At 39.2% G+C, this 26,196-nt stretch carries 30 protein-coding genes; 17 read left to right on the plus strand and 13 right to left on the minus strand.

The features are described from left to right. Nucleotides 1-5 precede the first annotated feature (5 nt). Both murB and IEV39_RS06565 read right to left on the minus strand, forming a co-directional pair. Nucleotides 6-1,040 (minus strand): UDP-N-acetylmuramate dehydrogenase, encoded by a 1,035-nt coding sequence (gene murB, locus IEV39_RS06560; RefSeq protein ID WP_005285400.1) that lies wholly within the window; start codon nucleotides 1,038-1,040, stop codon nucleotides 6-8. A gap of 13 nt (nucleotides 1,041-1,053) precedes the next feature. Further along, entirely contained in the window at nucleotides 1,054-1,563 is a 510-nt protein-coding gene (locus tag IEV39_RS06565; protein ID WP_005285398.1) for a low molecular weight protein-tyrosine-phosphatase, read from the minus strand. 421 nt (nucleotides 1,564-1,984) lie between these two features. Here IEV39_RS06565 and IEV39_RS06570 point away from each other — a divergent pair, with 421 nt between their 5' ends. From IEV39_RS06570 to IEV39_RS06580, 3 genes are all read left to right on the plus strand, one after another. Next, complete coding sequence (locus IEV39_RS06570; protein ID WP_005285397.1) at nucleotides 1,985-2,155, plus strand: hypothetical protein; 171 nt, start codon at nucleotides 1,985-1,987, stop codon at nucleotides 2,153-2,155. A 488-nt stretch (nucleotides 2,156-2,643) separates the two neighbouring features. After that, nucleotides 2,644-3,438: an alpha/beta fold hydrolase gene (locus IEV39_RS06575; protein ID WP_005285394.1), complete on the plus strand. Its 795-nt coding sequence runs from the start codon at nucleotides 2,644-2,646 to the stop codon at nucleotides 3,436-3,438. 221 nt (nucleotides 3,439-3,659) lie between these two features. Continuing rightward, nucleotides 3,660-3,920 (plus strand): hypothetical protein, encoded by a 261-nt coding sequence (locus IEV39_RS06580; protein WP_005285392.1) that lies wholly within the window; start codon nucleotides 3,660-3,662, stop codon nucleotides 3,918-3,920. Between the two features lie 46 nt (nucleotides 3,921-3,966). Here IEV39_RS06580 and IEV39_RS06585 read toward each other — a convergent pair whose 3' ends face one another. Beyond that, on the minus strand, nucleotides 3,967-4,434 hold the full coding sequence (locus IEV39_RS06585; protein ID WP_005285390.1) for a BLUF domain-containing protein: 468 nt from the start codon (nucleotides 4,432-4,434) through the stop codon (nucleotides 3,967-3,969). 39 nt (nucleotides 4,435-4,473) lie between these two features. Next, entirely contained in the window at nucleotides 4,474-4,923 is a 450-nt protein-coding gene (locus IEV39_RS06590; RefSeq protein ID WP_005285387.1) for a BLUF domain-containing protein, read from the minus strand. A gap of 547 nt (nucleotides 4,924-5,470) precedes the next feature. Here IEV39_RS06590 and IEV39_RS18490 point away from each other — a divergent pair. Next, nucleotides 5,471-5,806: a hypothetical protein gene (locus IEV39_RS18490; protein ID WP_005285384.1), complete on the plus strand. Its 336-nt coding sequence runs from the start codon at nucleotides 5,471-5,473 to the stop codon at nucleotides 5,804-5,806. Between the two features lie 215 nt (nucleotides 5,807-6,021). On the opposite strand, the gene arsB is transcribed toward IEV39_RS18490, so the two are convergent. From arsB to IEV39_RS06605, 3 genes are read right to left on the minus strand one after another with little or no spacing between them, the layout of a single operon-like run. After that, a complete protein-coding gene (gene arsB / locus IEV39_RS06595; protein ID WP_005285382.1) occupies nucleotides 6,022-7,074 on the minus strand; it encodes an ACR3 family arsenite efflux transporter in 1,053 nt (350 codons plus the stop codon). A 7-nt stretch (nucleotides 7,075-7,081) separates the two neighbouring features. After that, a complete protein-coding gene (locus IEV39_RS06600) occupies nucleotides 7,082-7,555 on the minus strand; it encodes an arsenate reductase ArsC (protein ID WP_005285380.1) in 474 nt (157 codons plus the stop codon). Nucleotides 7,556-7,560: 5 nt separating this feature from the next. After that, nucleotides 7,561-7,884: an ArsR/SmtB family transcription factor gene (locus tag IEV39_RS06605; protein ID WP_005230027.1), complete on the minus strand. Its 324-nt coding sequence runs from the start codon at nucleotides 7,882-7,884 to the stop codon at nucleotides 7,561-7,563. 296 nt (nucleotides 7,885-8,180) lie between these two features. Between IEV39_RS06605 and IEV39_RS06610 the strand changes: the two genes are divergently transcribed. The 3 genes from IEV39_RS06610 to IEV39_RS06620 all read left to right on the plus strand — a co-directional run bounded on the left by IEV39_RS06610 (nucleotide 8,181) and on the right by IEV39_RS06620 (nucleotide 10,364). Then, the gene (locus IEV39_RS06610) at nucleotides 8,181-8,438 is read left to right on the plus strand and encodes a PAAR domain-containing protein (protein WP_005285378.1); all 258 of its coding nucleotides are present in this window, start codon (nucleotides 8,181-8,183) and stop codon (nucleotides 8,436-8,438) included. 325 nt (nucleotides 8,439-8,763) lie between these two features. Then, on the plus strand, nucleotides 8,764-9,924 hold the full coding sequence (locus IEV39_RS06615) for an iron-containing alcohol dehydrogenase (RefSeq protein WP_005285375.1): 1,161 nt from the start codon (nucleotides 8,764-8,766) through the stop codon (nucleotides 9,922-9,924). Continuing rightward, nucleotides 9,921-10,364, plus strand: coding sequence for an acyl-CoA thioesterase (locus tag IEV39_RS06620; RefSeq protein ID WP_005285372.1), 444 nt, complete (start codon nucleotides 9,921-9,923; stop codon nucleotides 10,362-10,364). Before IEV39_RS06615 ends, IEV39_RS06620 begins: the two co-directional genes overlap by 4 nt. A 49-nt stretch (nucleotides 10,365-10,413) precedes the next feature. On the opposite strand, the gene dnaX is transcribed toward IEV39_RS06620, so the two are convergent. Next, on the minus strand, nucleotides 10,414-12,483 hold the full coding sequence (dnaX, locus tag IEV39_RS06625; protein WP_151027119.1) for a DNA polymerase III subunit gamma/tau: 2,070 nt from the start codon (nucleotides 12,481-12,483) through the stop codon (nucleotides 10,414-10,416). Nucleotides 12,484-12,675: 192 nt separating this feature from the next. On the opposite strand from dnaX, the gene IEV39_RS06630 reads away from it, so the two are divergent. The 10 genes from IEV39_RS06630 to IEV39_RS06675 all read left to right on the plus strand — a co-directional run bounded on the left by IEV39_RS06630 (nucleotide 12,676) and on the right by IEV39_RS06675 (nucleotide 23,344). Further along, entirely contained in the window at nucleotides 12,676-13,836 is a 1,161-nt protein-coding gene (locus tag IEV39_RS06630; RefSeq protein ID WP_005285363.1) for a cupin domain-containing protein, read from the plus strand. Nucleotides 13,837-14,047: 211 nt separating this feature from the next. Next, a complete protein-coding gene (locus IEV39_RS06635) occupies nucleotides 14,048-15,103 on the plus strand; it encodes a linear amide C-N hydrolase (protein WP_005285360.1) in 1,056 nt (351 codons plus the stop codon). A gap of 25 nt (nucleotides 15,104-15,128) precedes the next feature. Beyond that, entirely contained in the window at nucleotides 15,129-15,641 is a 513-nt protein-coding gene (locus IEV39_RS06640) for a hypothetical protein (RefSeq protein WP_005285358.1), read from the plus strand. Nucleotides 15,642-16,119: 478 nt separating this feature from the next. Continuing rightward, a complete protein-coding gene (locus IEV39_RS06645) occupies nucleotides 16,120-16,686 on the plus strand; it encodes a TetR/AcrR family transcriptional regulator (RefSeq protein WP_005230011.1) in 567 nt (188 codons plus the stop codon). A 561-nt stretch (nucleotides 16,687-17,247) separates the two neighbouring features. Beyond that, the gene (locus tag IEV39_RS06650; protein ID WP_005285354.1) at nucleotides 17,248-17,559 is read left to right on the plus strand and encodes an ArsR/SmtB family transcription factor; all 312 of its coding nucleotides are present in this window, start codon (nucleotides 17,248-17,250) and stop codon (nucleotides 17,557-17,559) included. Nucleotides 17,560-17,644: 85 nt separating this feature from the next. Continuing rightward, complete coding sequence (locus tag IEV39_RS06655; RefSeq protein ID WP_005285351.1) at nucleotides 17,645-19,345, plus strand: SulP family inorganic anion transporter; 1,701 nt, start codon at nucleotides 17,645-17,647, stop codon at nucleotides 19,343-19,345. A gap of 197 nt (nucleotides 19,346-19,542) precedes the next feature. Beyond that, nucleotides 19,543-20,745 (plus strand): serine/threonine transporter SstT, encoded by a 1,203-nt coding sequence (gene sstT / locus IEV39_RS06660; RefSeq protein WP_005285348.1) that lies wholly within the window; start codon nucleotides 19,543-19,545, stop codon nucleotides 20,743-20,745. 6 nt (nucleotides 20,746-20,751) lie between these two features. Beyond that, nucleotides 20,752-21,432: a YoaK family protein gene (locus IEV39_RS06665; RefSeq protein WP_005285346.1), complete on the plus strand. Its 681-nt coding sequence runs from the start codon at nucleotides 20,752-20,754 to the stop codon at nucleotides 21,430-21,432. A 3-nt stretch (nucleotides 21,433-21,435) separates the two neighbouring features. Continuing rightward, on the plus strand, nucleotides 21,436-21,975 hold the full coding sequence (locus tag IEV39_RS06670; RefSeq protein ID WP_005285344.1) for a DUF2058 domain-containing protein: 540 nt from the start codon (nucleotides 21,436-21,438) through the stop codon (nucleotides 21,973-21,975). A 118-nt stretch (nucleotides 21,976-22,093) separates the two neighbouring features. Then, nucleotides 22,094-23,344, plus strand: coding sequence for a mechanosensitive ion channel family protein (locus IEV39_RS06675; RefSeq protein ID WP_005285342.1), 1,251 nt, complete (start codon nucleotides 22,094-22,096; stop codon nucleotides 23,342-23,344). A gap of 102 nt (nucleotides 23,345-23,446) precedes the next feature. Here IEV39_RS06675 and IEV39_RS06680 read toward each other — a convergent pair whose 3' ends face one another. The 5 genes from IEV39_RS06680 to IEV39_RS06700 all read right to left on the minus strand — a co-directional run bounded on the left by IEV39_RS06680 (nucleotide 23,447) and on the right by IEV39_RS06700 (nucleotide 26,106). Next, nucleotides 23,447-24,223: a hypothetical protein gene (locus IEV39_RS06680; RefSeq protein ID WP_005285340.1), complete on the minus strand. Its 777-nt coding sequence runs from the start codon at nucleotides 24,221-24,223 to the stop codon at nucleotides 23,447-23,449. Between the two features lie 215 nt (nucleotides 24,224-24,438). Further along, nucleotides 24,439-24,690, minus strand: coding sequence for a hypothetical protein (locus IEV39_RS06685; RefSeq protein WP_005285339.1), 252 nt, complete (start codon nucleotides 24,688-24,690; stop codon nucleotides 24,439-24,441). A gap of 178 nt (nucleotides 24,691-24,868) precedes the next feature. Beyond that, nucleotides 24,869-25,150 carry a hypothetical protein gene (locus IEV39_RS06690; RefSeq protein WP_005229994.1) on the minus strand — a complete coding sequence of 94 codons (282 nt, stop codon included), beginning with the start codon at nucleotides 25,148-25,150 and terminating at the stop codon, nucleotides 24,869-24,871. 141 nt (nucleotides 25,151-25,291) lie between these two features. Continuing rightward, nucleotides 25,292-25,741, minus strand: coding sequence for a hypothetical protein (locus tag IEV39_RS06695; RefSeq protein WP_005285336.1), 450 nt, complete (start codon nucleotides 25,739-25,741; stop codon nucleotides 25,292-25,294). Nucleotides 25,742-25,821: 80 nt separating this feature from the next. Next, nucleotides 25,822-26,106: a hypothetical protein gene (locus tag IEV39_RS06700; RefSeq protein ID WP_005285333.1), complete on the minus strand. Its 285-nt coding sequence runs from the start codon at nucleotides 26,104-26,106 to the stop codon at nucleotides 25,822-25,824. Between the last annotated feature and the right edge of the window lie 90 nt (nucleotides 26,107-26,196).

A 26,196-nucleotide genomic window follows, 5' to 3' on the forward strand; every position in this document is an offset into this window, starting at 1 on the left:
TCTCCTCATCCACGATGGGCTTGAATCAAACCACATTCACTATATAACACAGGTTCAGGCTCTAGCTGAATACTAAACTTTTGTTTTACATCACTTTGTACAGCCTGATAGGTTTTTTGTACGTCAGTGAGGGCGGCGTCGGCATAATTGACCAAGACCAAAGCCTGTTTATGAAACATGCCAACTGGCCCTAATTGCTTACCTTTCCAGCCTGTTTGGTCAATCAACCAGCCTGCTGCCACTTTAACATTGCTGTTCGGCTGTGGATAATGCGGTATGTTTGGAAATTGTTGAGTAATTTTGTCAAATTCGGTTTGCGACAAGACCGGGTTTTTGAAAAAACTGCCCACATTAGGAAATTCTTTAGGATCGGGTAATTTGCTTTGACGAATCAGGATGACCTGATTTTGCAAATTTTCTGCACTGAGCTGATCACCTACTGCCTGTTTTAAATCCCCATAATTCAATCTGAGATCTGCTTTTTTCAGTAATTTAAAAGTGACACTCACAATGATGTAACGGTTAGGATCATCTTTGAAAATGCTATGACGATAGGCAAACTGGCATGCCTGAGCCGGAATCGAATCAAACTGCTTCAATTGACGATCGTAAACCTGAACAGAGTCAATAAACTCTCCTGCTTCAACCCCATAAGCACCAATATTCTGAACTGGCGAGGCACCGACCAGACCCGGGATCAAAGCCAGATTTTGTAAACCGAACCACTGCTGCTCGGTGCTATATAAAACAAAGTCGTGCCAGACCTGACCTGCACCCACTTTAACACTAACCGTATCGGCATCCTGAGCAACAACTTCAATGCCCTGAATATTCAAATGAACCACCAGGGCCTGTATATGCTGTGGCAGTAATACATTACTCCCGCCAGACAGTACCAGCACATTGAGCCCGTGCTGCTCAGCAAAATCCAGCGCTGCAATGATGTCATCGGCCTGATTGATCTGGACATAATGTGAAGCAATAGCATTAAGATTTAATGTATTTAAACGCTTAAGCGAAACCTGCTGTTGTACTTGCATGTTAAATTAAATCCTATAACCCTGCTTTTAATTGCTTTTTAAAAATATCGACCCATGCCTGACTGCTCGATTCACACTGATCCAGCACCCGATCAAAACCGTCTGCACCGCCATAATAAGGATCTGGAACTGCCTGCTGGCCAAATTGAGGATCATGTTCACTCATCAAGGCAATTTTTGCCCGAATCTGCGCTGCACCAAATTGCTGGGTTGCTTTTTGCATGAGTGCCTGAATATCATCAAGGTTCTCATGATCCATTGCCAGAATCAGATCAAACTCCACAAAATCATTCAACTGGATTTGTCTTGCACGCAATGCTGACAGATCATAACCACGTTGCATTGCATGTTGCTGACTGCGTGCATCAGGTGCCTTGTTGGGATGATAATTACTGGTGCCTGCCGAATCGATCACCACGTCCAAGCCATGGGCATGACAATAATGTCTGAGAATTGCCTCTGCAGTGGGAGATCGGCAAATATTGCCTAAACAGACACATAACACCTTATATTGTGCTGTCATTAGTTATACATTCCAACATACTGTTCTATAAGGAGATTAAAATATTGCATGTAAAATTCCTGCAAAATAAAGGCAAACCTGTTCAATGTGATTCTGCATGAGTTGACCACGTTGATCTCTGGCTATTCTGTCAAAAATTGCATTGATTTGAAAGGAAATAGTGTTGATCTCTTTTGAATATTCTGTATGAATATGTTCTTTTTCTGAATGAGTAATACACAATCGCAATCAACCAGTCTGCATAAGCCATTCTTAATCACCAGACAGATCAACCAATTTTATTTCTAAAGATCGGGTATGCCCATCTGAAAGCTTAAGAAATCACTTTTATGCTCAGAAAATATGTCTTGAGTTAAGCCAAATAAGGCTAGGTCTTTGAGTTCTTATTTTGATCAAAAAAAACTAAAAGGATATAGCAGAGATGTCAGCATTTTTAATTATTATTGGATTTATTCTGGCTTTGTCCGGAATGATCTTTGGACCGCATCTATTTGTTAAGCACATAACAAATATCCAGGAAGCCAAAGCCATGAGCTTTTTATGTATGCTGCCCGGCGTATTGAGCTTGGCAATTGGTTTCTATCTGAGATAAGTACTAAAAACGTCCTGCTCTTGTATTTATAAGATTAAAGTTAAAGTAAAGCCCTGACTAAATCATTAAATATACATACAAGTCTGTATACAAACCCAATCATCAATTACCATAAAATGTAACAATACAATTTCATTTTAATTGCAATATATATCACATGATTTATACATTTTTATAAATCTGATTATTACTTTAAAAATCTAAACTTGAGGGTTTCCCATGAAAAAGATACTGCTTACATTCACTACATTACTAGCAATTTCTACTGGTGCAATGGCAACTGATCTCAGTCCGAAGCATGACACGATTCGCGGCGGCGGTTGTGGCTTTAGCTGTGGCCACTAACATCTAAAATTAATATACAACCTCAGCACAGCCAGTAAAGGCCCTCATTAGAGGGCTTTTACCCCTCGTCAAACACCCAAAAAGACAATCAAAGCATAAGTTTCATTTATTTATATATGATCTAGCCACCAAGAGAATTAACCATGCCAAAGCTGATACACAATGGCCAATCGTTATACTATACAGATTCAGGCCGCGGTCCGATCACCCTGATATTTTCCCACGGTTTATTGATGGACAATGAAATGTTCAATCAGCAGATTGAATTCTTTAAAAAGAAATATCGTTGTATAACTTGGGATGAAAGAGCGCATGGTCAAACAGCCAGTGATTCAATTGAAGCATTCAATTACTATGATTCGGCAGATGATCTGGTTGCTATTCTGGATGAATTAAATATACAGAAAGCCATCCTTGTTGGCATGAGCCAGGGCGGCTATCTTTCACTGCGCTGTGCTTTAAAGCATCGTAATCGGGTAAGTGCTCTGGTGTTGATAGATACACAGGCCCAGTTAGAAGACCCTGAAAAATTAATGAATTACAAACCTTTGTTTGAGCAGTGGATTGATCATGGCCTGACACAAGATATCGCTGACTTTATCGCCCATGTCATACTCGGAGCAGATGCACCTGAAAGATTTGTATGGCAGGAAAAGTGGAAAAGCTGGCAACCGCATAATTTAGCCGCTGCCTTTAATGCGCTGCTAGATCGCAAAGATATTTCTGAAGATATTGCAAAGCTTAAGCTGCCCGCAATTGTTATTCATGGAGAAAACGATATCGCAATTGGGCTAGACCGCGCTAAAGATATGGCTTTACGCTTAAATTCAGAACTGGCCGTGATTCCGGAAGCTGGGCATGCAGCGAATCTGACCCATGCCGAACAGGTCAATCAGGTCATAGATAATTTCCTTAACACCCTCACTCAGGATACATAATCAGTAGAATTAACAAACAGAATCTAGAGTTAAAAAATCAAATGACTGGCTACACATTGACAATTATGAATCTTGATCTGATCTATTAAAGTATGTGCAGCATAAAATAGTGTGTAGCATTAACTTTTATTAGATTAACTTTACATTCTGAAATGTGAGCAGCCGCTTGAATTGTATAAAATACAAACTAAGCAGCTCAGCTATTGTTAAAGGTGTTATTTTTGAAGATTAAAGCGGTTGTTCTTCAGGACGAAGAATTAAAATTACATAAACTCCGGAAAGTTCAAGATTCAGTTTATGATTCTGCCAAAAAAAGCAAAGTCTCAACCTGGCTATGGATTTATGCTGAAACAGCAGAATTTTTCAATTTCCATATCTGGGAAGAGCTAGACAATGCTTATCTCAATAAAGTCATTCATTATAAAAACAAGTTTTACAAAGTGATTGAAATCGACCCGACAGATAAGGTCCGTTATTCTTGAACCCTCCATCTGATCGGAAACTTCCCGGCTTGTAATAAAAATCACTTCAAAGATAAGGATGAATACCGCGCTGGTTTAGTCCTACTCTTTTACGAATATAACTTTGATTTTCATGCAGAAGTGCTTCTAGCATGCCCTGCACATTTTGCTCATTCAGCACTGAAGGCATGAATTCTTCGCAGCCTAAACCATGAAAGAAAATATCGACCTTTGAGCTTTTTTGAACATACTTCATCGACCAGTTCTTAAAGCTGTACTTCCTAATTTTTTTGATTTCAAATTCAACAATATCCTGATGTCTTGGATCTCTTTTGATGCTTTCAAACAGAGGTAAAACAATAAAATCTTCCCCTTCCAGACATTGGAAATATGCATTATTTGCATAATACAGTACGCCAAACACCAGATTTTTTGCATTAAAGTCTCTGGCCCTGGTCAGGATATTACTGAGATCATCAATCAAATTATCAGCCAGACCTTGTCGTGAACTTGCATAGCACAATTGAATTTTCATGTTTTTCTCACCTATTGCATGCTATGAATCAATTGACTTTTAATCGTTTAACTCAAAGGCATAGGGTTCGGTTGCATATTCGGCAGCAAGAAGCGTTATGAATGAAGATATTGAGTCTGTGGTCAGTAGAAATGGATTAAAATCGTCTCTATGATGTTCCAGGAAAAAATCACTCAATCTTTTATTGATGGGTGCAAATTTCATATTCCAGTGCTTAAATAGTCCGAAATCGCAGTTTTGATAAAATAAAATTTCGCAGTTTTTATGGCGATCATCTTTTAAAATTTTCTGATAAAAAAGTTCATCTACTTTACTTTTACGCCCCTCCAAGCATTGAACAAAATATCCATGGCCATAGTAAAGAACACCCGTAATATCATTACGAGAATTAAAATCAACTGCTGTATCAAGAATTGTTAATAAATCCTGTTTCAGGTCAGGATAGATATTTGTCGCCTTACTTGCATATAAAACTCTAACGAATTCCATCTGGGACGTGCTCACATCTAAAAAATTAAAGGGAGATAGACAAATAATTCACTTAAATGAGGGAGTTATAGTGTTTTATGTCCACGTATACAAAGCTTAATAACCACCATACAGGCTTTTGTTTTTTAATGCTATTTTTATTTTTTCCAGCTTTCTGTATGTCATCTACCAGCCTTCTGTTAAAAAATATTAATCGATTTTTTTTAGAAATTTATCGATTAAAAATAAAAAATTGATTTCACTATGAATTAATGAATATTTAATGAAACATTATGGTTATTTTTTAATCAAATGTACGATATTTCTCATAATCATGTACGCCAAAGCTTATACCGATCCATTTTCCAATCCCTATAATTTTCTCATACACCAGCATTTCGATAATCCATTATTTTTATTGAGTTTAAGATAATAGCCATGATCATTTTAAACGATAAAAACCCATATAAAGGCTTATTTTAAATAATGGTGTAGACCCACGCCCTACCTTTGAGATGAAGCCCTTAAAGGTAGGGATTTTCTTATGCTCAGCAATAGAGGCAAAACGATGAATATCATCAAGAATTTTTTTATTTTTGCTGTTTCTGTAATCGTTATTTCTGTATTGATCATCTTGTTTGATAAAATCGGAATGAATAAAAACTTCAATCTGTTATTTTCATCCGTTCTATATTCAGTTTTTATTACCCTATATTTTAAGCATATTGCCATCAGTTTATTATGTGTGTTTGCATATTACTCGCTATTATTCCTACTGACTGATTCATTAGAAGTTTTTTGGATGCTTTTAACTTCACTCTCGACATGCATTTTAATTGAATTTGTAATGCCAAAACTCAAGAAAGATGTCCTCATATCGTTTTATAAGACCAATAGCTTATAAATTTTATCCACATGTCAATCAATCCCATCGCCCCTACGGGATTAGCTAAAGATAGATAAAGACCCGCTACTTCGTAGCCAATAGAAGTGATGGATGCATACAGATAAATTAAATAAAAATCCATGTAGATAGGGCGAATTGTTGAACATCAATAATTAAAATCAAAACGCTCTTATAAGATTGAAAAGAGCGTTTAAACAATGAATTTAAAATCATCAATTTATGATTTCATCCCCGTTAAAATATTTTTTTCTTAACCAAAGCGATACGCTAACCAATGCAATCAAAACAGGTACTTCCACTAAAGGGCCAATCACCGTGGTAAATGCCACAGGTGAAGCTAAACCAAAGGTTGCAATTGCGACAGCCAAAGCCAGTTCAAAATTATTCCCAGCGGCCGTAAAAGAAATTGCTGTTGTTTTAGCATAGTCATTCCCCATCCACCTGCTCATAAAGAAGCTAATAAAGAACATCATCACAAAGTAGATTGTGAGCGGGATCGCAATACGAATGACATCTAAAGGCAGACTCACAACTTCCCCACCTTTCAAGCTAAACATCGCCACAATCGTGAACAATAAAGCCAATAAACTTAATGGGCTGATCTTAGGTAAGAAGACTTGCTGATACCACTCCAGACCTTTAACTTTCACAAGAGTTAATCGCGTAATAAAGCCAAGGAAAAAAGGGATACCCAGATAAACCAGTACAGCATGGGTAATTGTCCAGAAATCGACGTTGATCACTTGCCCTGCCACGCCAAAATAAGGTGGTAACAACGTCAAGAACAACCAAGCATATGTACTAAAGAATAAAATCTGGAAGATACTATTAAAAGCCACCAAGGCAGCGACGTATTGATTATCACCACATGCCAAACCGTTCCATACCAGGACCATGGCGATACAGCGTGCCAATCCAATAAGAATTAAGCCGGTCATATATTCAGGATAACTATGCAAAAAAAGGATAGCCAATAAAAACATTAAAACAGGTGCAATCACCCAGTTTTGCACTAAGGAGAGTGTCAATGTTTTCTTGTCTTTAAAGACCTGTGGTAGAGCCGCATAGTCCACTTTGGCCAAAGGTGGATACATCATCAGAATTAATCCTATTGCAATCGGGATATTGACTGAATCTACACTCATTTGATTCAAAGTAACGGAAGCTTGTGGGAACAACACACCTATTGCAATCCCTAAGGCCATGGCAATGAAAATCCATAGCGTAAGGTTACGATCTAAAAATGATAATCTGGGTTGAGCCATGAGCTTCTCATTCAATATCTGAGATGTGATTGATTGCGTAAATCAATTCAGGGCGTGTCATATTTGCTGTGTCCAGTTTAAATAAAGCATCTAAACGACGATTGATATGATCCACAGTCACTTGGAATGCTTTTAGCTTTTGTTCTTTCGGTAAATCCAAATGTGAAGGATCAGCCAAGCCCCAATGTGCTTTGATTGCCCCACCCAAATAAAGCGGACAAGCTTCCTGTGCTGCTGCGTCGCAAACTGTGATGACCACATCAGCTTGATATTGCTCACAGTCATCTATGGTTTTACTCCACAATCCCTGTGTTGAAAGTCCCATATTCTCAAGCGTTTCGATGGTTAAAGGATGAACTTGTCCGGATGGTTTACTGCCCGCACTAAATGCCTTCCAACCATCAGCTGCGCGGTGGTTAAATAAAACTTCTGAAAGGATACTTCTGCAACTGTTACCGGTACATAGAAATAAAAAATTCATTATGTTTACTCACATTGAATTAAAAGAGGCGAATTAACGTTTGTATTCATCATTTTCTCACCCTCCTGATTCGCAATAATGCTTAGAACAGACATTGCCCATTCAGGCAGATCCGGATTTAAGCTGTAATACACCCACTGCCCTTTTCTTTCGTCTAGCAATATGGAAAGGTTTCTTAATAGGGCTAAGTGTCGAGAAATTTTCGGTTGACTCAGTTCAAGTTGTTCTGTGAGTTCACAGACACAAATACTGTTTTTAGCAACAACTAACCTCAAAATATCCAAGCGGGTTTGATCTGAAAGACATTTAAAAAAATCAGTTTGATTCATTTTCAAGCTCAACACATACCTTTATATAAATATACGCATATCCATATATTCAAACAAGTCATTTAAGCTAAAATATTTTGCTTTCATAAAATGCCCACTGCTTAACATTAATTTTTTAAATTTATGTTCTTTTAAAAAGTTAAATGATTAAATCTCAGCTATTTACCCGATTACAGTCCATCAACCTCAAATCTACTCGAATAAGACTGTTCTAGACTGGCTGGTCAATAGACAGAACTGTCTATATTTATTTGATAATATGCCGTGGAAAATTGCCACTGTGAGTAAAGTTTATTATGCCAACGCGATATATCGTTGTAGGGTGTCCTACAACTGGTGGCGGTAAAGTCATCACAGGCAATCCTAACTTTTCAATCAATGGCCAAGCGATTGCCTGTATTGGCGATGAAGCAACCTGCCCCAAACACAGTTGTGTATCTATCATTATTACAGGTGACGCCACAACTCAGCTTGGTGGCCGATCGGTTGCTCGTATTCATGACTCACTTTCTTGTGGTTGTAAGTTGCTACAGCTTGAAAATGCCCCATCTTGATGTAAAGGCGCTGAGACCTCTCTCAATTTCACGACCAAGCAAGATCCTGAACAAGATGCGCTTATCGCTCTCATTTATCGAATAGACTACTCTTTATTCGAACCAGCCAGTTTTTCAGCCACAGAAACACTACAAATATGAAAAAACAAATATTTTTCAATTGCTTAAAAATTTAAACTTATAAACCATATTTCTTATTCGGGAAGACAGGTAGCGTTTAAAATTACACTGTTCAAACGCATCTTATGTTAATTTATTGGAGCAATGACCTAGAGTCACATTATAAAAAATGATGTATGTATGATGAAAAAATAAGGATGTATGTATGAACCCGTTTCAATTTCAAACCATTCCCAACATCATTGCGGGGCTAGGTTCGATACAAGAACTTAAAAATATTTTAACCCAACACAACTATCATAATGCCCTGATCGTGACCGATGCCGGCATGATTCAGCATCAGTTGCATCAACCTATTCTAGAGATTTTAAAAGAAATTGATCTGGCACATCTCATCTATTCAGATATTCAGGCCGATCCACCTGAACATATTGTTCTGGAAGCCGTGGATTTTGCCAAACAGGAAAAGATCGATGTCATCATAGGTTTTGGCGGTGGCAGTTCCATGGATGTGGCCAAGATTATCGCTTTGCTTGCACATCCAGCGCAGCAACAGCAGCTGAGTGAAATCTATGGCGTAAACCAGGCAAAAGTGCCGCGCTTACCTCTTATCTTGATTCCAACCACGGCAGGTACCGGTTCAGAAGTGACCCCCATCTCGATTGTCACCACAGGAGCCACCACCAAAATGGGCGTGGTTTCTCCGATTCTGTATGCCGATGTTGCCATTTTAGATGCTACTTTCACACAAGGACTCCCTGCCCATATCACGGCGGCAACAGGTATCGATGCCATGGTGCATGCGATTGAAGCGTATACCTCGAATATTAAGAAAAACTTTTATGCCGATATGCTGGCGAAGAATGCACTCAAATTACTGAATCAGAATCTGGCAAAAGTCCTCAAGAATGGTGCCGATCTGGAAGCACGCCAGAATATGCTGCTAGGTTCAATGCTGGCAGGTCAGGCTTTTGCCAATGCACCCGTTGGCGCAGTGCATGCGCTTGCTTATCCATTAGGTGGACATTTTCATCTTTCGCATGGGCATACCAATGCGTTGGTTCTGGTAGAAGTGTTAAAATTCAATGCGCCCAAAGCCAAACAGCATTATGCCGAGCTCATGCAACTGTTAGATCCACGAAGTACGGGATGTACCGATGGCTTATGTGACCTGTTTATTGATCATATGCAAAACCATCTGGATCAAAGTGGCCTGACTCTGAAATTAAAAGATCTGGATGTTCCAGAGGCCAAACTGGCCCAATTGGCGAAAGATGCCATGCTACAAACCCGCCTCTTGCAAAACAATCCAAGAGAAATGACCGAACAAGATGCTTTACAGATTTATCAGGCGATTTATGCATGAGTAAACCCGTTTTAAAAACCCGCCAACAATTTAAATTCTTTTTACCGATTCAGACCCGTTGGGCTGATAACGATATCTATGGTCACGTCAACAATGTCACTTACTATAGTTATTTCGATACGGCTGCCAATTCATTACTGATTCAAAAAACCGGATTTGATATTCACACCAGTGAAATTATTGGTCTGGTCGTCGATTCGGCCTGTAGCTTTTTACAGGAACTTTCATTTCCGGAAATGATTGAAGTGGGTGTGGCGATTGGCAAAATAGGAAATTCATCTCTTAGATATGAATTGGCGATTTTTAAACAGGGTCAGCCGCAAGCGGCTGCACAAGGGCATTTTGTGCATGTTTTCGTTGATCGTGAAAATCGAAAAAGTACTGCCATTCCAGAGAAAATGCGGGAAGTTCTCGAGCAATATTTGCTGCCTAGTGAATAAAGTTAATATAAAAAGGCAAAGCGATTAAGCTTTGCTTTTTTATTAAGACCTAAGGCTTCAATTGAATATTGTGCAATTCCGCATCAAAAGTGTCTACCAGACTTTTAATCGTCGGTTCTTGATGTAACAACTCGACAGCACGATTAAAGGCTTTTTGCTTACGTTGATTCTGCATCAACAACGGCGTATTTGAGTCCACTGCACCGTATTGCACATTAAAATGGGTTTGTGGCCATTGCGCTTTTAAGGCATCTTCCAATCCATGCTGTAACTGTGACAGCATGCCTTCATATTCCTGAGGAATCACCAGAACGCAGGCGCCGTTAATTTGCCCTTGCATTACCCCATGCTGTGCCAACTCCTGTACGGCAGGTGAAAGCTGGCTGGTTCTAAACCAGTATTCCCATTTTTCCAGATTCCACTCATCCTCCAAAGTCTGCTCACGCAACTTGAGAATCTCTTGTGGCATTAAATCGTCTGATATTGCTGGAGCAGCAGTCACTACGCTTGTGGTTGTTGCAACCACAGTGTCTACAACCTGTTGCTTGGTAACAGAAGACTCTGCTTCCACTACAGGTTGCGGTTCAAGCTGCAGCTCATCTACGGGAGCAGAAGTTTCAACATTTTCTTCAACCGGGAAAATCAGAACTTCTTCCGAATCGGTAATACTCGATTGAACCATTTCTGTCTGTACTGAAGTTTCCAGTCCGATCAACTGGCCCGCTTCTGCATCAAACACCATCAGGTTACTATCTGATTTCAGATTACTATCTGGTTTTTGCGCAACAGGTTCAGGTTCAGGTTCAGGTTCAGGTTCAGGTTCAGGTTCAGGTTCAGGTTCAGGTTCAGGTTCAGGTTCAGGTTCAGGTTCAGGTTCAGGTTCAGGTTCAGGTTCAGGTTCAGGTTCAGGTTCAGCATTAACCGCTTCTTGCTGAACCGCAAGATGATTTTCTGTATTTACATGTTGTACTGGTTGCTGAACTTCTGCTGCAATCTGGGTTACAGGCGTTGCACTTACAGTGACTTCATTCAAGCTCATCGGTCTAAATGCCAATAAGCGTAACACTGTCATTTCAAAGCCTTGCTCTTGCGTCACCGCCAGCTGTAATTCTGCCCGCCCTTTGCATGCAATTTGATAATAAAGCTGTAAGTCTTGGGCAGAAACCGTCTTAGAAAGCTGTAAAATTTTCTGATTGATTTCTTCACTATACTTCAGCGCAAGATCTGGCAAGTATTGCAACAAAGCCAGTTCATGTAAGGTTGAAACCAGTTGATCCAGCACCAGAGATACATCGAGGGCTTGCTGTCTAAATTGTAGAAGTAGCTGACTGACACGCGCTTGCTGATTTTGATGAATCGCCAGAATCAGGTCGTAAATAATGGTTCGGTCAATCAAGCCCAACATGTCTTTAACATCTTGGTGATGGACTGCGCCTTGACCATAGGCAATTGCCTGATCGGTTAATGACAGTGCATCACGTAAGGAGCCTTGTGCAGACTCGGCAATTTGCCAAATCGCATCCTGATCCGCGTCTATCTGTTCTTTATTCAGAATTGCAGTTAAATGTTCAGTAATTTCATCGACAGCTAACGGGCGCAGAGTAAATTGCAGACAACGCGAAATCACGGTAATCGGTAATTTTTGTGGATCTGTGGTTGCGAACAGGAATTTGACATGCTCAGGCGGTTCTTCCAAAGTCTTTAACAAGGCATTGAATGAATGCGTTGAAAGCATGTGCACTTCATCGATCAGGTAGACCTTGAAACGACCTTGCGTTGGCGCATAAGGAACATTGTCGAGTAACTCACGGGTATCTTCCACTTTGGTCCGTGACGCCGCATCGATTTCGATCAAGTCGATAAAGCGGCCTTCATTCACCGCCTTACAAGTGGTGCATACTTCACACGGCGTTGAGGTGACACCGGTTTCACAGTTTAAGCATTTGGCCAAAATACGGGCAATCGTGGTTTTCCCCACGCCACGCGTTCCTGTAAACAAGTAAGCATGATGCAAACGACCGCGTTCCAATGCGCTGGTTAACGCACGAGAAACATGGTTTTGCCCCACTAACTCATTGAAATTACGTGGACGGTATTTTCTTGCCAGTACTTGATACATGTATGCTCCTTTTCGCCTGTTAAGCATACTGTTTTTTTGAAAGACTGTGAACGAATACGCGTTCAATTGATCAAGATTAAGTACTTTATCTGATCTTTTCTGTGGTTTTCATCACTTTCATACAAGACTTGCACCAATATTCAACTCAAGGGACAATACACACCAATTTAAATGTTGTTGGTTTCATTTCCCATGTCTCAATCTTTAGCGGTACTCGGCGGCATTACCGCAGAACAGTTTCTTAATGAATATTGGCAAAAAAAACCTTTACTGGTTCGTAACGCCATGCCTGAAATTATTGGCCTATTAGAACCAGCGGACGTACAAGAGCTGGCGCTGGAAGAACATGTCACGGCCCGTCTGATTCGTCAAAAAAACAAGAATCCAAATGAATGGCATGTCAAGTCTTCACCACTCACCAAAGGCGACTTCCAGAAATTACCTAATCTATGGACACTACTGGTTCAAGCCGTTGACCATTACTCCTTCGATATTGCTGAGTTATGGAAAAAATTTCCGTTTATCCCGCAATGGCGTCGTGATGACATCATGGTGTCTTATGCGCCCAAAGGCGGTTCTGTTGGAAAACACTTCGATTTTTATGATGTGTTCCTGATCCAGGGTCACGGTCACCGTCGCTGGCAACTTGGTCAGATGTGTGACGAATCAACCCAGTTCATTGCTGACCAGCCGTTAAAGCTTTTGGCTGACATGGATGTGCATTTTGATGAGGTACTCGCACCGGGCGACTTACTTTATGTCCCACCCGGTCTATCACATTACGGCGTTGCTGAAGATGATTGCTTAACCTTTTCCTTTGGTTTCCGTATGCCAAATCTTTCTGAAATGATTGATCAGGTCAGCGATAAATTTGCAGAAAACACCCTGCTCAAGAATCCATTGGCAGATATCTCACGTCAACAGACAGCACATCTAGGTGAAATTAATAGCACTGAGTTTGCTTATTTAAAAACCCAACTCCTAGACTACCTCACTCAAGCACCTGAGTTTGATGCCGCCATCATGGCCTACATGAGTGAAGCAAGCTATCCAAACAATATTCCTGAACCTGAAGAAGTAGATGCGAATGATGTGGCGGAAGTGATTGATGCAGATTACCAGATTATTTTAGAACCTGCTTCAAGATTGCTTTACCGGAAACAAGGCGATTCTTTTGAATTTTGGGCCAATGGCGATACGGTTTGTATCTCGGCAGCGTTCATGCCTTATTTAAAACAAATTGCAGATGGTGAAAGCCTATTACTGGATGAACGTTTTAATGAAGCAGATATTCTGGTAGACATCGCATTGTTACTTAACAATGCCATTGTAATGCTATTACCGCCAAATTAATCCATATCTCCTCAAACATTCTGGCCCGATAGAGAAGCCTTTTCTCTTTCGGGCGACGCCAATGAAAGCCCCTAAAAATAAATCCCTACTTTTTATATTGATTACATTTTACTGCTTGAATAAAGTCGTTTTTTAAATAGACTCAAATTAATTCATTACAAAAAAATATTGAATAGAAACCATGCTTATATAACTGCAAGGAGTATCACTTGTGTTTAAAAAAATATTAGGTTTTTCTTTTCTTGCCACTGCATTGATCTTGCAAACGAGCCATGCCTGTACCCGTGCGGTTTATCTCGGAAATAATGATCATATTATTACTGCCCGATCGATGGACTGGAAAGTGGATGTCGGTACCAACCTGTGGATTTTACCCAGCGGCGTAGTTAGAGACAGCAATGCCGGCCCTAAATCGCTGAAATGGAAAGCCAAGTATGGCAGTGTGATTGCCACAGGCTATGATATTTCCACTACAGACGGCATGAATGAAGCCGGATTGGTCGCTAATGTTTTATGGCTGGTTGAATCTGAATATCCCGATACCAAACACTCGAATAAACCGCAGCTGAGCATTTCTGCCTGGGCGCAATATGTACTGGATAATTATGCGACTGTCGCCGAGGCTGTCAACGCATTAGAAAAACAACCTTTTGACCTGATTACCGACAGTGTGCCAGGTGAACAGCGTCTTGCCACCTTGCATTTATCCATTTCAGATAAGACCGGAGACAGTGCAATCATTGAGTACATTGGTGGCAAACAAGTGATTCATCATAATAAAAAATATCAGGTTATGACCAATTCACCCACCTTTGATCAACAACTTGCATTAAACAGCTACTGGCAGCAAATTGGAGGAACGGTGATGCTACCTGGTACTAACCGCGCAGCTGACCGTTTTGCCCGTGCCTCTTTTTATATCAATGCCATTCCCAAAAATGACAATCCTAAAGATGCTATTGCCTCGGTGTTTAGTGTTATTCGTAATGCCTCCGTACCTTATGGACTAAATACCGTAGAAGAACCGAATATTTCTTCTACCCGCTGGAGAACGGTCGCGGACCATAAACAGCAACTTTACTTCTTTGAATCTGCGGTTTCACCCAATGTGTTCTGGGTAGATTTAAAGAAAATCAACTTTAAAGATGGTTTAACGCGTAAACTTGATCTTGGAAAAGATCAACAAAATACCTTTGCTGGTGATGCCACCAATCAATTTAAAATATCAAAACCATTTGAATTTCTTGGCCCACAACTACACCATTAATACTAAATCCTAGAGAGTTGAAAACATGAAAAAAACCTTAAGTTTAATGAGCCTTTGTCTTGTGATGAGCGGATGCTCGACCTTGCCCGACCCTACTACACAATCAACAGGTAATTTGGCGACAGCAGGCTCTTTAAACTGTAAAGCAAACGAACTTTGCCCCAATGTCTTTGTGGAATGGGATCAGCAACAGAAACAACAATTAAGAGTCGAGACGGTGCTCAACAGCAGCTATGACTACTATGATATTAAAGCGATTACCTTCCTGCTTGATGGCAAAGCATTTTCATATCCGGCGACTGGCCCAACCCAGCAGAAAAATATTAATCGCCTAATTCCAAGACGCTCTTCAAACAGTTTTATTGTTCCGAGCTCGTTTCTATATGAACTCAGCAAAGCTCAACAGGTCGAGCTTTCAATCGAAACCGACAAAGGGAATATTCAGCGTTCAGTTTATGCACCAAACCAGCCATCAATGCTCTATCAAAATTTTGTCAAGTTGATCGCTGGTCTACCAACGTCTGCTAACAAATCGTAAAAAAGAAAATTATACGATTAAAGTCAGTTATTTATTTTAACTAAAATAACTGACTTTTAAATATTACAGTTTTATTAAAAATTCGGATTCAGAATCAATTTTCAAAAAGATCTCTGTGAGAATTAAATAAGCCATATCAAACAACAATTAAACTCTTCTCATTATTTTCCAAACGATAAAGATTATTTGTATCACAGCACATATCTTGTAAAAACAATTAGATGAATTATCACCCATTCATTACCCTCCCTGATTTTATTTAAAACTTCGTCTAAATAAACTAATTCCAGATTATTTCTTAAATATTCATATCTTTAATTTTTATACTACCCTTGAAAAGAAAGCCTGAAGGATCAATTAAATAAATAATATTATTTTTCCCTATGATATTTTTTAAATACCATGTAGAATCCCAGCGAAAATTGCATGATGAAATGCAACTTGGTGCTCTTGGTGATGGGCTAACTTGAGGCGTTATATGTCAAAAAAAGAAGATATTATTAACACTGCATTAAGACTTTTTAATTCGCACAGTTACAACTCGATTGGCGTCGATCGTATTATCAGTGAATCTGGCGTTGCAAAGATGACTTTTTATAAATACTTTCCATCAAAGGAAAAGCTGATTGAAGAGTGTCTGATACAACGTAATATCAACCTTCAGGCCTCTTTGAATGCAACTTTGGCGGAGTGTGACCAGTCAGATCACCTGAGCCAGCTTAAGGCGATTTTTCAATGGTATGCTGCATGGTTCAATAGTGAAGACTTCAATGGATGCATGTTCCAGAAAGCTTTAGAAGAAGTCATCAAAATCTATCCATCGACCTTGCAACCTGCAACCCAATACAAGATCTGGTTAACTGCACTGGTGCAAAACTTGCTGACCAATCTCGAAATTCACAATCCGACTCATCTCGCCACGCTGATTGTCAGCATTCTGGATGGGATGACGATTCAAGCCCATGTCAACAGACATTCCGTTGAGATGAATGAATACTGGAAGCGTGTTGAGCATCTAATCAATTTTGAAAAAGAATTTGCATAAGCCTGGTTATCCCTTTATGAATAAGGGGATAATCATTCATTAAATTTAAGCAGAATCTGAATAAAGAATTGAAAAAAATAAAGCGTGATTTATAATTATTATTGTGGCTCACGCTTGCGTCTGAGTGTAAAAAGAATAATAAGTATTATTACCCTCTGGAGGTTGTACTTTCGTACTCCCAATCCTTCTTATGCAGACAGATCGTTCTGTCTTGTTTTCTATTATATATACTTTCTATTAAAGCACAATCTTTTTTTCAATATTTTTATATTTGTTAAATATATTAAGCACTTAATTTTATTTTACAGTTTAACTAAAGAATAGCTTGGCCTAAAAACTGGCCTAATTCTCAAAATGCGACAAAAAACACATTTAATCACCATAAAAATAACTAAAGCACACTATTCCCAAGAATCAAGAAAAGCACCACATTTTGAATTGCTTTATCAATTTTACTTATATGTATTTTCATTAAAAACCATTGCAATTATGCAGTTTTACTACAATTTTCTCCTATGCTGACTTTATACTAGCCACGGCTGTAACGTAACGAGTGTAAGTATGCAAAAGGATTTTGAAATCGACGCAATGAGAGAATCAGCAGGTACAATCGTCAATGTACTTAAATCTCTCGCCAATACCGATCGGTTAATTATTTTGTGTCATTTAGCTAAACAAGAGCTGAATGTTTCACAGATTGAGGAGATTACGCAAATCTTCCAACCTACCCTGTCTCAACAGCTAATGATGCTACGGAAAAGCAATGCAGTGTCTACCCGCCGTGATGGTAAACAAATTTTTTACTCCATTCTCGATCCGAAATTAAAAGCAATTTTAAATACCTTGTATGAACATTATTGCCCTCAAGCATAATTTTTGAGGAAATTACAATCAGCATCAGTTTCTTTAGCATTTTTTCTGCATAATATATATGAATTTATGATTTAGACTATGATGCATGAAATTGTTCAACCAAAATGTTTCCAGACTTTTTCCTGCACGAAAATGGCTAAGTGAATATCAGTTTTCAAGCTTTAAGTCGGACTTAATTGCCGCGCTTATTGTGCTGGCAATGCTGGTACCCCAAGGTATGGCCTATGCTATGCTGGCTGGGTTGCCACCAGTTATGGGGATATACGCCAGTATATTGCCCATGATTGTTTATGCCTTTACCGGAACCAGTACAACGCTGTCCATAGGGCCCGTTGCCATTATTTCCATGATGGTCTTTGCTGCATTAAATCCACTATTTCCCGTAGGCTCTACCGCTTATATTGAAGCTGCCTGCCTACTGGCGCTTTTGGTGGGTATCATTTCGATGATTCTGGGGCTATTACGTTTCGGATTCCTAATCCAGTTAATTAGTCATCCGGTGATTCAGAGTTTTATCATTGCATCGGCGCTGTTAATCGCTTTGGGACAATTCAAGTTTCTACTCGACATTCCCTTAAAAGCCACCAACATTCCAGAATTTATAGTCAGCTTATCTCAAAATTTTCACCGGATCACAGTTTCAGGAATGAGCTTTGGCCTGCTCTCGGTATTGTTACTTTTTTTGCTTCCCAAATTTATCCGCTCGGAATTCCTCAACAAAGTCCTGCCTCTGCTTCTGGTCGTCTGCTCCATTGTCTTACTCAGCCTTTGGAGTGAAAATAATCTGGGCATTCAAACCGTAGGGATCATTCCGACAGGTTTACCTGGCTTACAGTTTCCAACATGGAACCTCAGTTTAGTCCAGCAACTGTTACCCAGCGCTTTTATGATTGCCATGATTAGTTTTGTTGAATCACTGGCCATTGCTCAAGCCACCGCTTTGCAAAAACGCGATGATTTAAATAGTAATCAGGAACTGATTGCTTTAGGTCTGGCAAATATTGTTGCTGGTGTAAATTCAGGTTTTGCGGTATCGGGCAGCTTATCCCGTACTGTGGTCAATGCCGATGCAGGTGCAAAGACCCCAATTGCGGGTGTACTTTCTTCATTGTTCATGATCGCTGTGAGCTTATATTTTACGGGATTTTTCCAAAATTTACCTTTAGCTGTGCTGGCTGCAACCATTTTTGTTTCCATCTGGAAGCTGGTTCGCCTGAGCCCCTTTATTGAAACCTGGAAATATTCAAAAGCCGATGGTCTCGCCATGTGGGCAACATTTTTTGGCGTCACCTGTATTGATATCTCGACAGGATTGATTATTGGTATTATTTTAACCTTTGTTCTATTACTGTGGAAAATTAGCCGACCGCATATTGCAGTGATTGGTCTGATTGAAGGGACCCAGCATTTCAGAAATGTGTCACGCTATGATGTCATTACGACCCCAACCGTGGTGGCTTTTCGTGTAGATGAAAATCTGACCTTTTTAAACGCACATGTGTTAAAAGGTCATGTGATTACAGAAGTCAGTCAAAATGCAGAGCTACAACATGTGGTAATCAATTGCTCAAGTATTAGCAATATTGACCTGAGTGCTTTAGAAATGCTGGAAGATCTTAACCGTGAATTAGCACAGTTAAATATTCAACTGCATTTGTCAGAAGTGAAAAGTTTTGTGATGGACCGGCTGGTTAAATCTGAACTGACCACGCAACTCACAGGCCAGATTTTTCTATCACATTATCAAGCAATACAAACACTTTCGCCTGATATGCTTGTAGAATAAACAATTTTACCGGATTATTTTTTATACAAAAGGATGTGTCATGTTTTCCTAATTTTTTTTTAAAAACATTGTCTTAATTTTTTCAATATTTTTAAAGTAATTGAATTGCAAAAAAAATTTTATTATTCACGGTTCTTAGGTATAGAATACCGCGCTTGTTTAACCTTAAACCGTGCATAGGTTTATAAGGCCTTTATATGTTTAATGTATTGTCTCGCTTGAGTTTAGTTAGCAAAATTATTATCGCTATTTTTCTAGGGATCGGAGTAGCTCTGCTCTTTCCTAACTTTACACCCTATTTAAGTTTATTGGGTGAATTATTCATTAAAGCATTAAAGTCTGTTGCACCGATTTTAGTTTTTGTTTTAGTCCTTTCTTCGATTGCAAATTTCCAGATCGGACAGCACTCTAATATCAGACCTGTTCTGGTGTTGTATCTGGTGGGAATGCTGCTGGCGGCATTTAGTGCAGTAGCAGCAAGCGTGATGTTTCCAAGCCAGCTATTTTTACACTTACCTGCTGAAAGTGGACTTCAGGCGCCTGGTAGCCTGGCAGAAATTTTAAAGAATTTACTTTTAAGTTTTATTGCCAACCCTGTTCAAGCCATTGGTGAAGCCAACTTTATCGGTATTCTGGCATGGGCAATCGGCTTAGGCCTAGCTTTACGTCATAGTTCGGATGCCACCAAACAGGTATTGACTGATGTTGCCGATGCGGTGAATAAGATCATTCATACCGTGATTGGATTTGCCCCAATCGGCATTTTTGGTCTGGTTGCGGTGACCTTCGCAGATGCAGGCTTGGCGACATTACAAAGCTATGCACATCTCTTGTTCGTATTAATTGGGACCATGTTGTTTGTCGCGCTGGTGATCAACCCGATCTTGGTTGCGATTACCATGAAAGCCAATCCCTATCCGCTGGTATTTACCTGTCTCAAAGAAAGTGGCATCACCGCATTCTTTACCCGTAGCTCTGCAGCCAATATTCCGGTGAATCTGGATCTGGCACAACGTTTAGGCGTAAACGAGGCAACAGCAAGTGTATCTATCCCACTTGGTGCGACTATTAACATGGCAGGTGCTGCCGTGACCATTACGGTACTTACCCTTGCGGCCGTGCATACTTTAGGTATTCCTGTTGACCTAAGCACGATGATTATTTTATCTGTGGTTGCTGCTATTTCTGCCTGTGGGGCCTCAGGCGTTGCGGGTGGCTCTTTGCTCCTGATCCCTGTTGCTTGTAGCCTGTTTGGTATATCATCTGAAGTTGCAATGCAAATCGTTGCGATTGGTATGATTATCAGTGTATTGCAGGATTCAACAGAAACAGCGCTAAACTCATCAACCGATGTCCTCTTTACCGCTGCTGTAGATTTTAGAGACCGTCAAAACCCATAGGTATATATGCCACTTCAACGTTTACCCAACTGGATTCAACTTGGTGCTTTTTTTCTTGCACTGAATGCAGGAATGGTAAACGTTTTAGGCTTATTTACCGTGTTGCATCAATCTGTTTCACACATGACAGGCAATGTCAGCATTCTGGCCATGAGTTTGCTGGACTGGCAGCCTGAACATTTTATCTATCTCACTCTGGTCATTCTCTGCTTTATCACAGGATCATTCTATAGTGGCCTGATTCTGGGGAATGGCAATCTGGCCTTTGGTCGTCGTTACGGCCTTCCTCTCAGCCTAGTGGCTATCTTTCTATTTCTGACCTGGTTGTTGCTGCCTTACTTCCCCCGTTATGGCCTGCTCTGGGCGTGTGTAGCCATGGGCGTGCAGAATGCCATGGTCAGTCATTACAAAGGTGCGATTATTCGGACAACGCACCTTTCAGGCGTTCTCACCGATATTGGGCTGGCTTTAGGATATAAAGCCCGTGGCTTACATGTAGAAAAACGCCGGATTTTTCTACATCTGCTTATCTTTATCGGTTTTTTATTGGGTGGACTCATTGCGAGTGCACTTTATCCTTATTTAAAATTAAATAGTTTTCTCATCCCTGCCGGCTTAAGTTTAGGGATGAGTATGACATACTGGATTTTTTATTTTCGTTCTTCATCAAACTCACATCTGGATTGAATTATGGTTAAAAATGCATTGCAGGCCCAATTATTAAAAGCTGGTTTGGTGGATAATAAAAAAGCGAAAAAACTGACCAAACAGGCTCAACACGGGCAACGGACCGGACAAAATGATGATGCGACTCTGAAAGCGGAGATTGATCGTGCCAAACAAGAAAAATTAGCCAAAGATCAGGCGCTGAATCTGGAAAAGCAAAAGATTCTGGAAGAGAAAGCCCTAAAAGCTTCGATTATCCAGATGATCAAGCAGCATAAAGTACAGGATATTAAGGGTGATGTGACCTATCAATTTATTGATGAAGGCAAAATCAAGAAAGTCTATCTTTCACAACAGGTTTATAACGCACTTGTTTCAGGTTCACTGGTGATTGCCAAAGATCAGGACAGTTATGCTTATCTGCCTAAAGCGCTGGCTGACAAGATTGACCAGAAAATGTCAGGTTTTATCTTGGTGAATAACAATAGCGAAAACAATGATCAGGCCACCGATGAGGAAGATCCATACGCAGCTTATGTGATTCCTGATGACTTGATGTGGTAAAACACCACGGCGTTATGTAAAAACGCCTTACAGAACGTATATAAACTGTGATCAGATTATTATAAATATCAAATACACCTTACAATTCTGTCTTAAAAGAAATGTAAGGTGTATTCGTTTGGATTATTTAGGTTTTATCCGTGATATTCGGGTTGAGTTAAGTCATTATCCCTGGCTTGAGATGATATTGTCCTTAGCTGTTTTAATTTTATTTGCAGCGCTTGCGAACTTTATTGCGAAAAGAATTATTGTTCGTGGCATTCGCCATCTCATTACAAAATTTAAGTCTCCAAACCAATCTATATTTGCACAACACAGTGTTACTCGCCGTTTTGCAAATATTGTTCCTGCCATTGTCATTATGAATGGGATCAGCACCATTCCTCATCTGCCTGCAAAAATCGTAAGTCTGGTTCAAATGGGTGCACAGGCATTCATCTTCCTCACACTTGCACTGACCGTGAGTGAAGCTTTAAATATCTTCAACCTGATTTATCAGCGCAATCCAAAATCAAGAAACAAGCCCATCAAAGGCTATCTACAGCTGGTTAAGCTGATCCTGTTTGTGGTGTGTGGCTTGATGATCTTGGGAACTTTCCTCAAAAAAGATGTGTTTACCCTGCTTGCCGGTTTTGGTGCCATGGCCGCAGTGCTGATGCTGGTATTTCAGAACACTATCCTTTCGTTAGTTGCCAGCGTACAGATTGCTTCTTATGACATGGTACGTATCGGGGACTGGATTGAAATGCCATCGTTAAATGCGGATGGCGATGTCATTGATATGTCATTACATACGGTGACCGTACAGAACTTTGACAAGACTTTTACCACCATCCCCACCAATAAACTGGTGACAGATACCTTTAGAAACTGGCGTGGTATGAGTGAGTCCGGCTGTCGTCGTATTAAACGCTCTCTTTTCCTCGATCAAAGTAGCGTTCACTTCATGAGTGATGAAGAGCAGCAAAAGCTAAAAGATTTTCTATTACTGGATCAATATCTGGATGCCAAGAAATCTGAAATTGAAGAGTTCAATAATCACTTAAGTAACCAGTCGCGTTATAACCAGCGTCGTTTAACCAACCTCGGTACATTCCGTGCTTATGTTGAATTTTATTTACGTCAGCATCAAGGCATTGCACAGAACCAGACCATTCTGGTACGTCAAATGCAGCCAACAAGTGAAGGTCTGCCACTAGAGATCTATGCATTTACCAATACCATTGCTTGGGCCGCTTATGAAGCCATCCAGTCAGATATTTTCGATCATCTGATTGCGATTATTCCGGAGTTTGGTCTGAGAATTTATCAAGCACCATCAGGTCATGACTTTCAGTTACTTACGCCAGAGCATGAAAACAAAGTTTAAATAAAATATTAAAAAAGCACCTTCGGGTGCTTTTTTATTTTTTGATACTCTACAAACTTAAATTAGGTAAGTTCGACAATGTCTTCCGTGATTGAGGAAATCTTAAGTGATAGATATTTCTTTAGTCATTTTTTGGCCTTTCCGCAAAATTTCAAACTTCACAGTCTCTTTCTTTAAATAATTAGATATATCCACAAAATGACTTACGTCTCTCACTACAATATCATTCATTTTTAAAATAATATCGTCTTCTAATATTTCCCCAAAAGCAGGAGATTTTTTGGATATCACTTTAGCCTTTACACCTTCCAAATAACCAGTTCGAGATTTGTCCGAATCAGATAAATCAATTGGATAAACTCCTGTAACAGATTCAAATCTATAAAAATAACTGACCGTATATTCTTTTTGTGGTTGATAGATAGGAGCTGATTGCGTTAAGGCTCCATTAATATTATTGGATGTATTAACACTACCAAATCCATTGCCATTGTTTTCTCCTTGATTCTGAGGATTATGAGGAGCTGACGTCAAAAAACTATAGTATCCCATTGATTCTGTTGATTGATTATTGCTAAACAATACAATCTGGGCTCCAAGAGAGTCTGCTCTTTTTTCGAGTTCATTAACAATGTAATCATATCCTTTTGAGCTATCTCTCCCATTAAATTTCTGCGATTTAATTGGTACAAAACCTTCTTCTAATAGTTGTATTGTTGATACATTAAACTCTTCTGTCTTCAAGGCTTGCGCTTTAACGAATTGGGATTTATTTGCCTTCTTAAAAAGAGAAATAGGAATATAAATATTTGCAGATGTTTGAGTACTTAAACAAAGTATAAGGACGCTAGAAAAAAACACGCCAACTAAATTTTTCATTTTAAAAATCACTTTTCTATTGTCATACAACTAAATAATCTAAGAAACTAGAATTATACAAAAAACCATATCAAATTTAATTTTTATTCTCAAAAATTTCAAGTCATACATATTCTAGAGATTATTAAATTTCGGTCTATTTTTAAAAAATTACAGCCTAATCTTCTTATATTCCTATAATCCACTGATATATAAAAAAAAGTCATAAACTACTTTTAATGAATCTCAAAATATCGCTTACACCCTTCCATCCATTCTTTAGACACAGGTGCTTCAGGGGGGTATTCGGTATTTGCCAGCTTACAATCTTCTACCTTTTTTAAGCCATTGTCCGCTGGAAAAGTATAACCATAATAACCGTCACTATTGCGCTGATAGCCTCCTGTTTGTCTATAGTCCAGATACAGGTAGCCCATACATAATAATATGATCCCCAAAATTACAAGCATCACCCCTTTTAAGCTCATTGTTCTGCTCTATGGCCTATTTTTCAACATTATAATCATATTTTATTAACATTTTAGGATAAAAGAATCTTATCTTCTCAATGAGCTCTGGCTCCTTTTTCACATTATATAACCAACAATATTTTATAAATCACATAAAAAAAGCCCTAAAAATTTAGGGCTTTTTTGATCTTCGTATTCAGTCCCACTCTAGCTGAAACTGAATATTGGTATTGGTAAAATTAGGATTCAAAAACACGCGGTAACCTGCGGCTTTTAACTCAGAGACTACGATGTCTGCGTCCTCACTACTGACTTCATGCTTAGAAAATTGTTGTAAGGCATCGCGATCGCCGTCATTGGCTCTTAATTTAATGGTACTTGAAATCTTGGAGAGAATTTTATCTACAGTTAATTTTTTAACATTGGCATTTGAAATTGCAGTAGCTCGTGATGCAGGTAACAAAATTTCTTCGTTCACTGTATTCCGCCTGTGATATCAGAATAAGAAAAAAATATAATATGTTCTATTTCCACTTTTTCAAGTGTTAAAATTGAACTAAACGACATATTTTGGCGCATATCAAGAAATTCTGTATGCAGCTTGATTGATAAGTACAGCTTAACGCAAATCATCTAACTGTTTTAAAGCAAGTTTTACCGTGTAATTTACTTGATCAGGATTAGTTTGTTTTCGAGACGTGATTGCTGCTGACACTTTTTTATCAATATTATGTCCAGCCAATTGCTTTGCATCCTGACTATTGAGATAACCGACCGTTAAACCTTGAACTTCCACCCTTATGGCATGCTGATCAGATGGATTGGAAGGTTCAGACAGAACTCTCGCCGCGACTTCAATCAATTTGGATGCAGGATCTGTGTTTTCTACAATTGTTTTTAAATTAGTCTGATAAGAAGATTCACTCACAATCTCGAACGTATATAAGACATTATCAACAAAAGAGGCATCTTCTGAAGCAGAGGTAGATAAACTTTCATTATTTTGAAATTTTCTGGCAAATAATATGATCAATAAACCAATGACCAGCGTAATTATTATTGTCCACATAAAAATCTCCCCAATGTTTAGAGGTAGATATAGCATGTGTAAATTATGATAAATTTCTATTGTTTGTATACGGATCGCATTTAGTCTGCAAGATTTGTTATTTTTCTTTGCTCATAATATTGCAAAATACTACTCACCTTAAGCAGCAAATAACCAAACAATAATCCATTCATAATAATGCCGAGCCCAACAGCAATAATTTTTCCAGACCAGACTTGAACAATATCCAGATTCTCATTTCTGACTTCGATTTGCCCAAAAAGTATAATAAAAGCAATGCCCGCAATACATCCTAATACCATAACAACCCAGGCAACAAACGTATTGGTTGTGCTTTCTCTCAGTTGGGGTTGGGTCTCGCTCATATTGTCCCCTGAATAGGCCTAATGATTAACATTATGTGATGAATATATCAAATTATATAGAGAGAAAAAGCTCCATATTGGAGCTTTTTT

Origin of the sequence: Acinetobacter courvalinii, from assembly GCF_014635545.1 — a bacterium.
Lineage (GTDB): Bacteria > Pseudomonadota > Gammaproteobacteria > Pseudomonadales > Moraxellaceae > Acinetobacter > Acinetobacter courvalinii.

Bases quoted from the DNA above. Each gene is read 5' to 3' on its own strand.
- murB (WP_005285400.1), bottom strand. From the start codon at position 1,040: ATGCAAGTACAACAGCAGGTTTCGCTTAAGCGTTTAAATACATTAAAT.
- IEV39_RS06565 (WP_005285398.1), bottom strand. From the start codon at position 1,563: ATGACAGCACAATATAAGGTGTTATGTGTCTGTTTAGGCAATATTTGC.
- IEV39_RS06570 (WP_005285397.1), top strand. From the start codon at position 1,985: ATGTCAGCATTTTTAATTATTATTGGATTTATTCTGGCTTTGTCCGGA.
- IEV39_RS06575 (WP_005285394.1), top strand. From the start codon at position 2,644: ATGCCAAAGCTGATACACAATGGCCAATCGTTATACTATACAGATTCA.
- IEV39_RS06585 (WP_005285390.1), bottom strand. From the start codon at position 4,434: ATGAAAATTCAATTGTGCTATGCAAGTTCACGACAAGGTCTGGCTGAT.
- IEV39_RS06590 (WP_005285387.1), bottom strand. From the start codon at position 4,923: ATGGAATTCGTTAGAGTTTTATATGCAAGTAAGGCGACAAATATCTAT.
- IEV39_RS18490 (WP_005285384.1), top strand. From the start codon at position 5,471: ATGAATATCATCAAGAATTTTTTTATTTTTGCTGTTTCTGTAATCGTT.
- arsB (WP_005285382.1), bottom strand. From the start codon at position 7,074: ATGGCTCAACCCAGATTATCATTTTTAGATCGTAACCTTACGCTATGG.
- IEV39_RS06600 (WP_005285380.1), bottom strand. From the start codon at position 7,555: ATGAATTTTTTATTTCTATGTACCGGTAACAGTTGCAGAAGTATCCTT.
- IEV39_RS06605 (WP_005230027.1), bottom strand. From the start codon at position 7,884: ATGAATCAAACTGATTTTTTTAAATGTCTTTCAGATCAAACCCGCTTG.
- IEV39_RS06610 (WP_005285378.1), top strand. From the start codon at position 8,181: ATGCCAACGCGATATATCGTTGTAGGGTGTCCTACAACTGGTGGCGGT.
- IEV39_RS06615 (WP_005285375.1), top strand. From the start codon at position 8,764: ATGAACCCGTTTCAATTTCAAACCATTCCCAACATCATTGCGGGGCTA.
- IEV39_RS06620 (WP_005285372.1), top strand. From the start codon at position 9,921: ATGAGTAAACCCGTTTTAAAAACCCGCCAACAATTTAAATTCTTTTTA.
- dnaX (WP_151027119.1), bottom strand. From the start codon at position 12,483: ATGTATCAAGTACTGGCAAGAAAATACCGTCCACGTAATTTCAATGAG.
- IEV39_RS06630 (WP_005285363.1), top strand. From the start codon at position 12,676: ATGTCTCAATCTTTAGCGGTACTCGGCGGCATTACCGCAGAACAGTTT.
- IEV39_RS06640 (WP_005285358.1), top strand. From the start codon at position 15,129: ATGAAAAAAACCTTAAGTTTAATGAGCCTTTGTCTTGTGATGAGCGGA.
- IEV39_RS06645 (WP_005230011.1), top strand. From the start codon at position 16,120: ATGTCAAAAAAAGAAGATATTATTAACACTGCATTAAGACTTTTTAAT.
- IEV39_RS06650 (WP_005285354.1), top strand. From the start codon at position 17,248: ATGCAAAAGGATTTTGAAATCGACGCAATGAGAGAATCAGCAGGTACA.
- IEV39_RS06655 (WP_005285351.1), top strand. From the start codon at position 17,645: ATGAAATTGTTCAACCAAAATGTTTCCAGACTTTTTCCTGCACGAAAA.
- sstT (WP_005285348.1), top strand. From the start codon at position 19,543: ATGTTTAATGTATTGTCTCGCTTGAGTTTAGTTAGCAAAATTATTATC.
- IEV39_RS06665 (WP_005285346.1), top strand. From the start codon at position 20,752: ATGCCACTTCAACGTTTACCCAACTGGATTCAACTTGGTGCTTTTTTT.
- IEV39_RS06670 (WP_005285344.1), top strand. From the start codon at position 21,436: ATGGTTAAAAATGCATTGCAGGCCCAATTATTAAAAGCTGGTTTGGTG.
- IEV39_RS06680 (WP_005285340.1), bottom strand. From the start codon at position 24,223: ATGAAAAATTTAGTTGGCGTGTTTTTTTCTAGCGTCCTTATACTTTGT.
- IEV39_RS06685 (WP_005285339.1), bottom strand. From the start codon at position 24,690: ATGAGCTTAAAAGGGGTGATGCTTGTAATTTTGGGGATCATATTATTA.
- IEV39_RS06695 (WP_005285336.1), bottom strand. From the start codon at position 25,741: ATGTGGACAATAATAATTACGCTGGTCATTGGTTTATTGATCATATTA.
- IEV39_RS06700 (WP_005285333.1), bottom strand. From the start codon at position 26,106: ATGAGCGAGACCCAACCCCAACTGAGAGAAAGCACAACCAATACGTTT.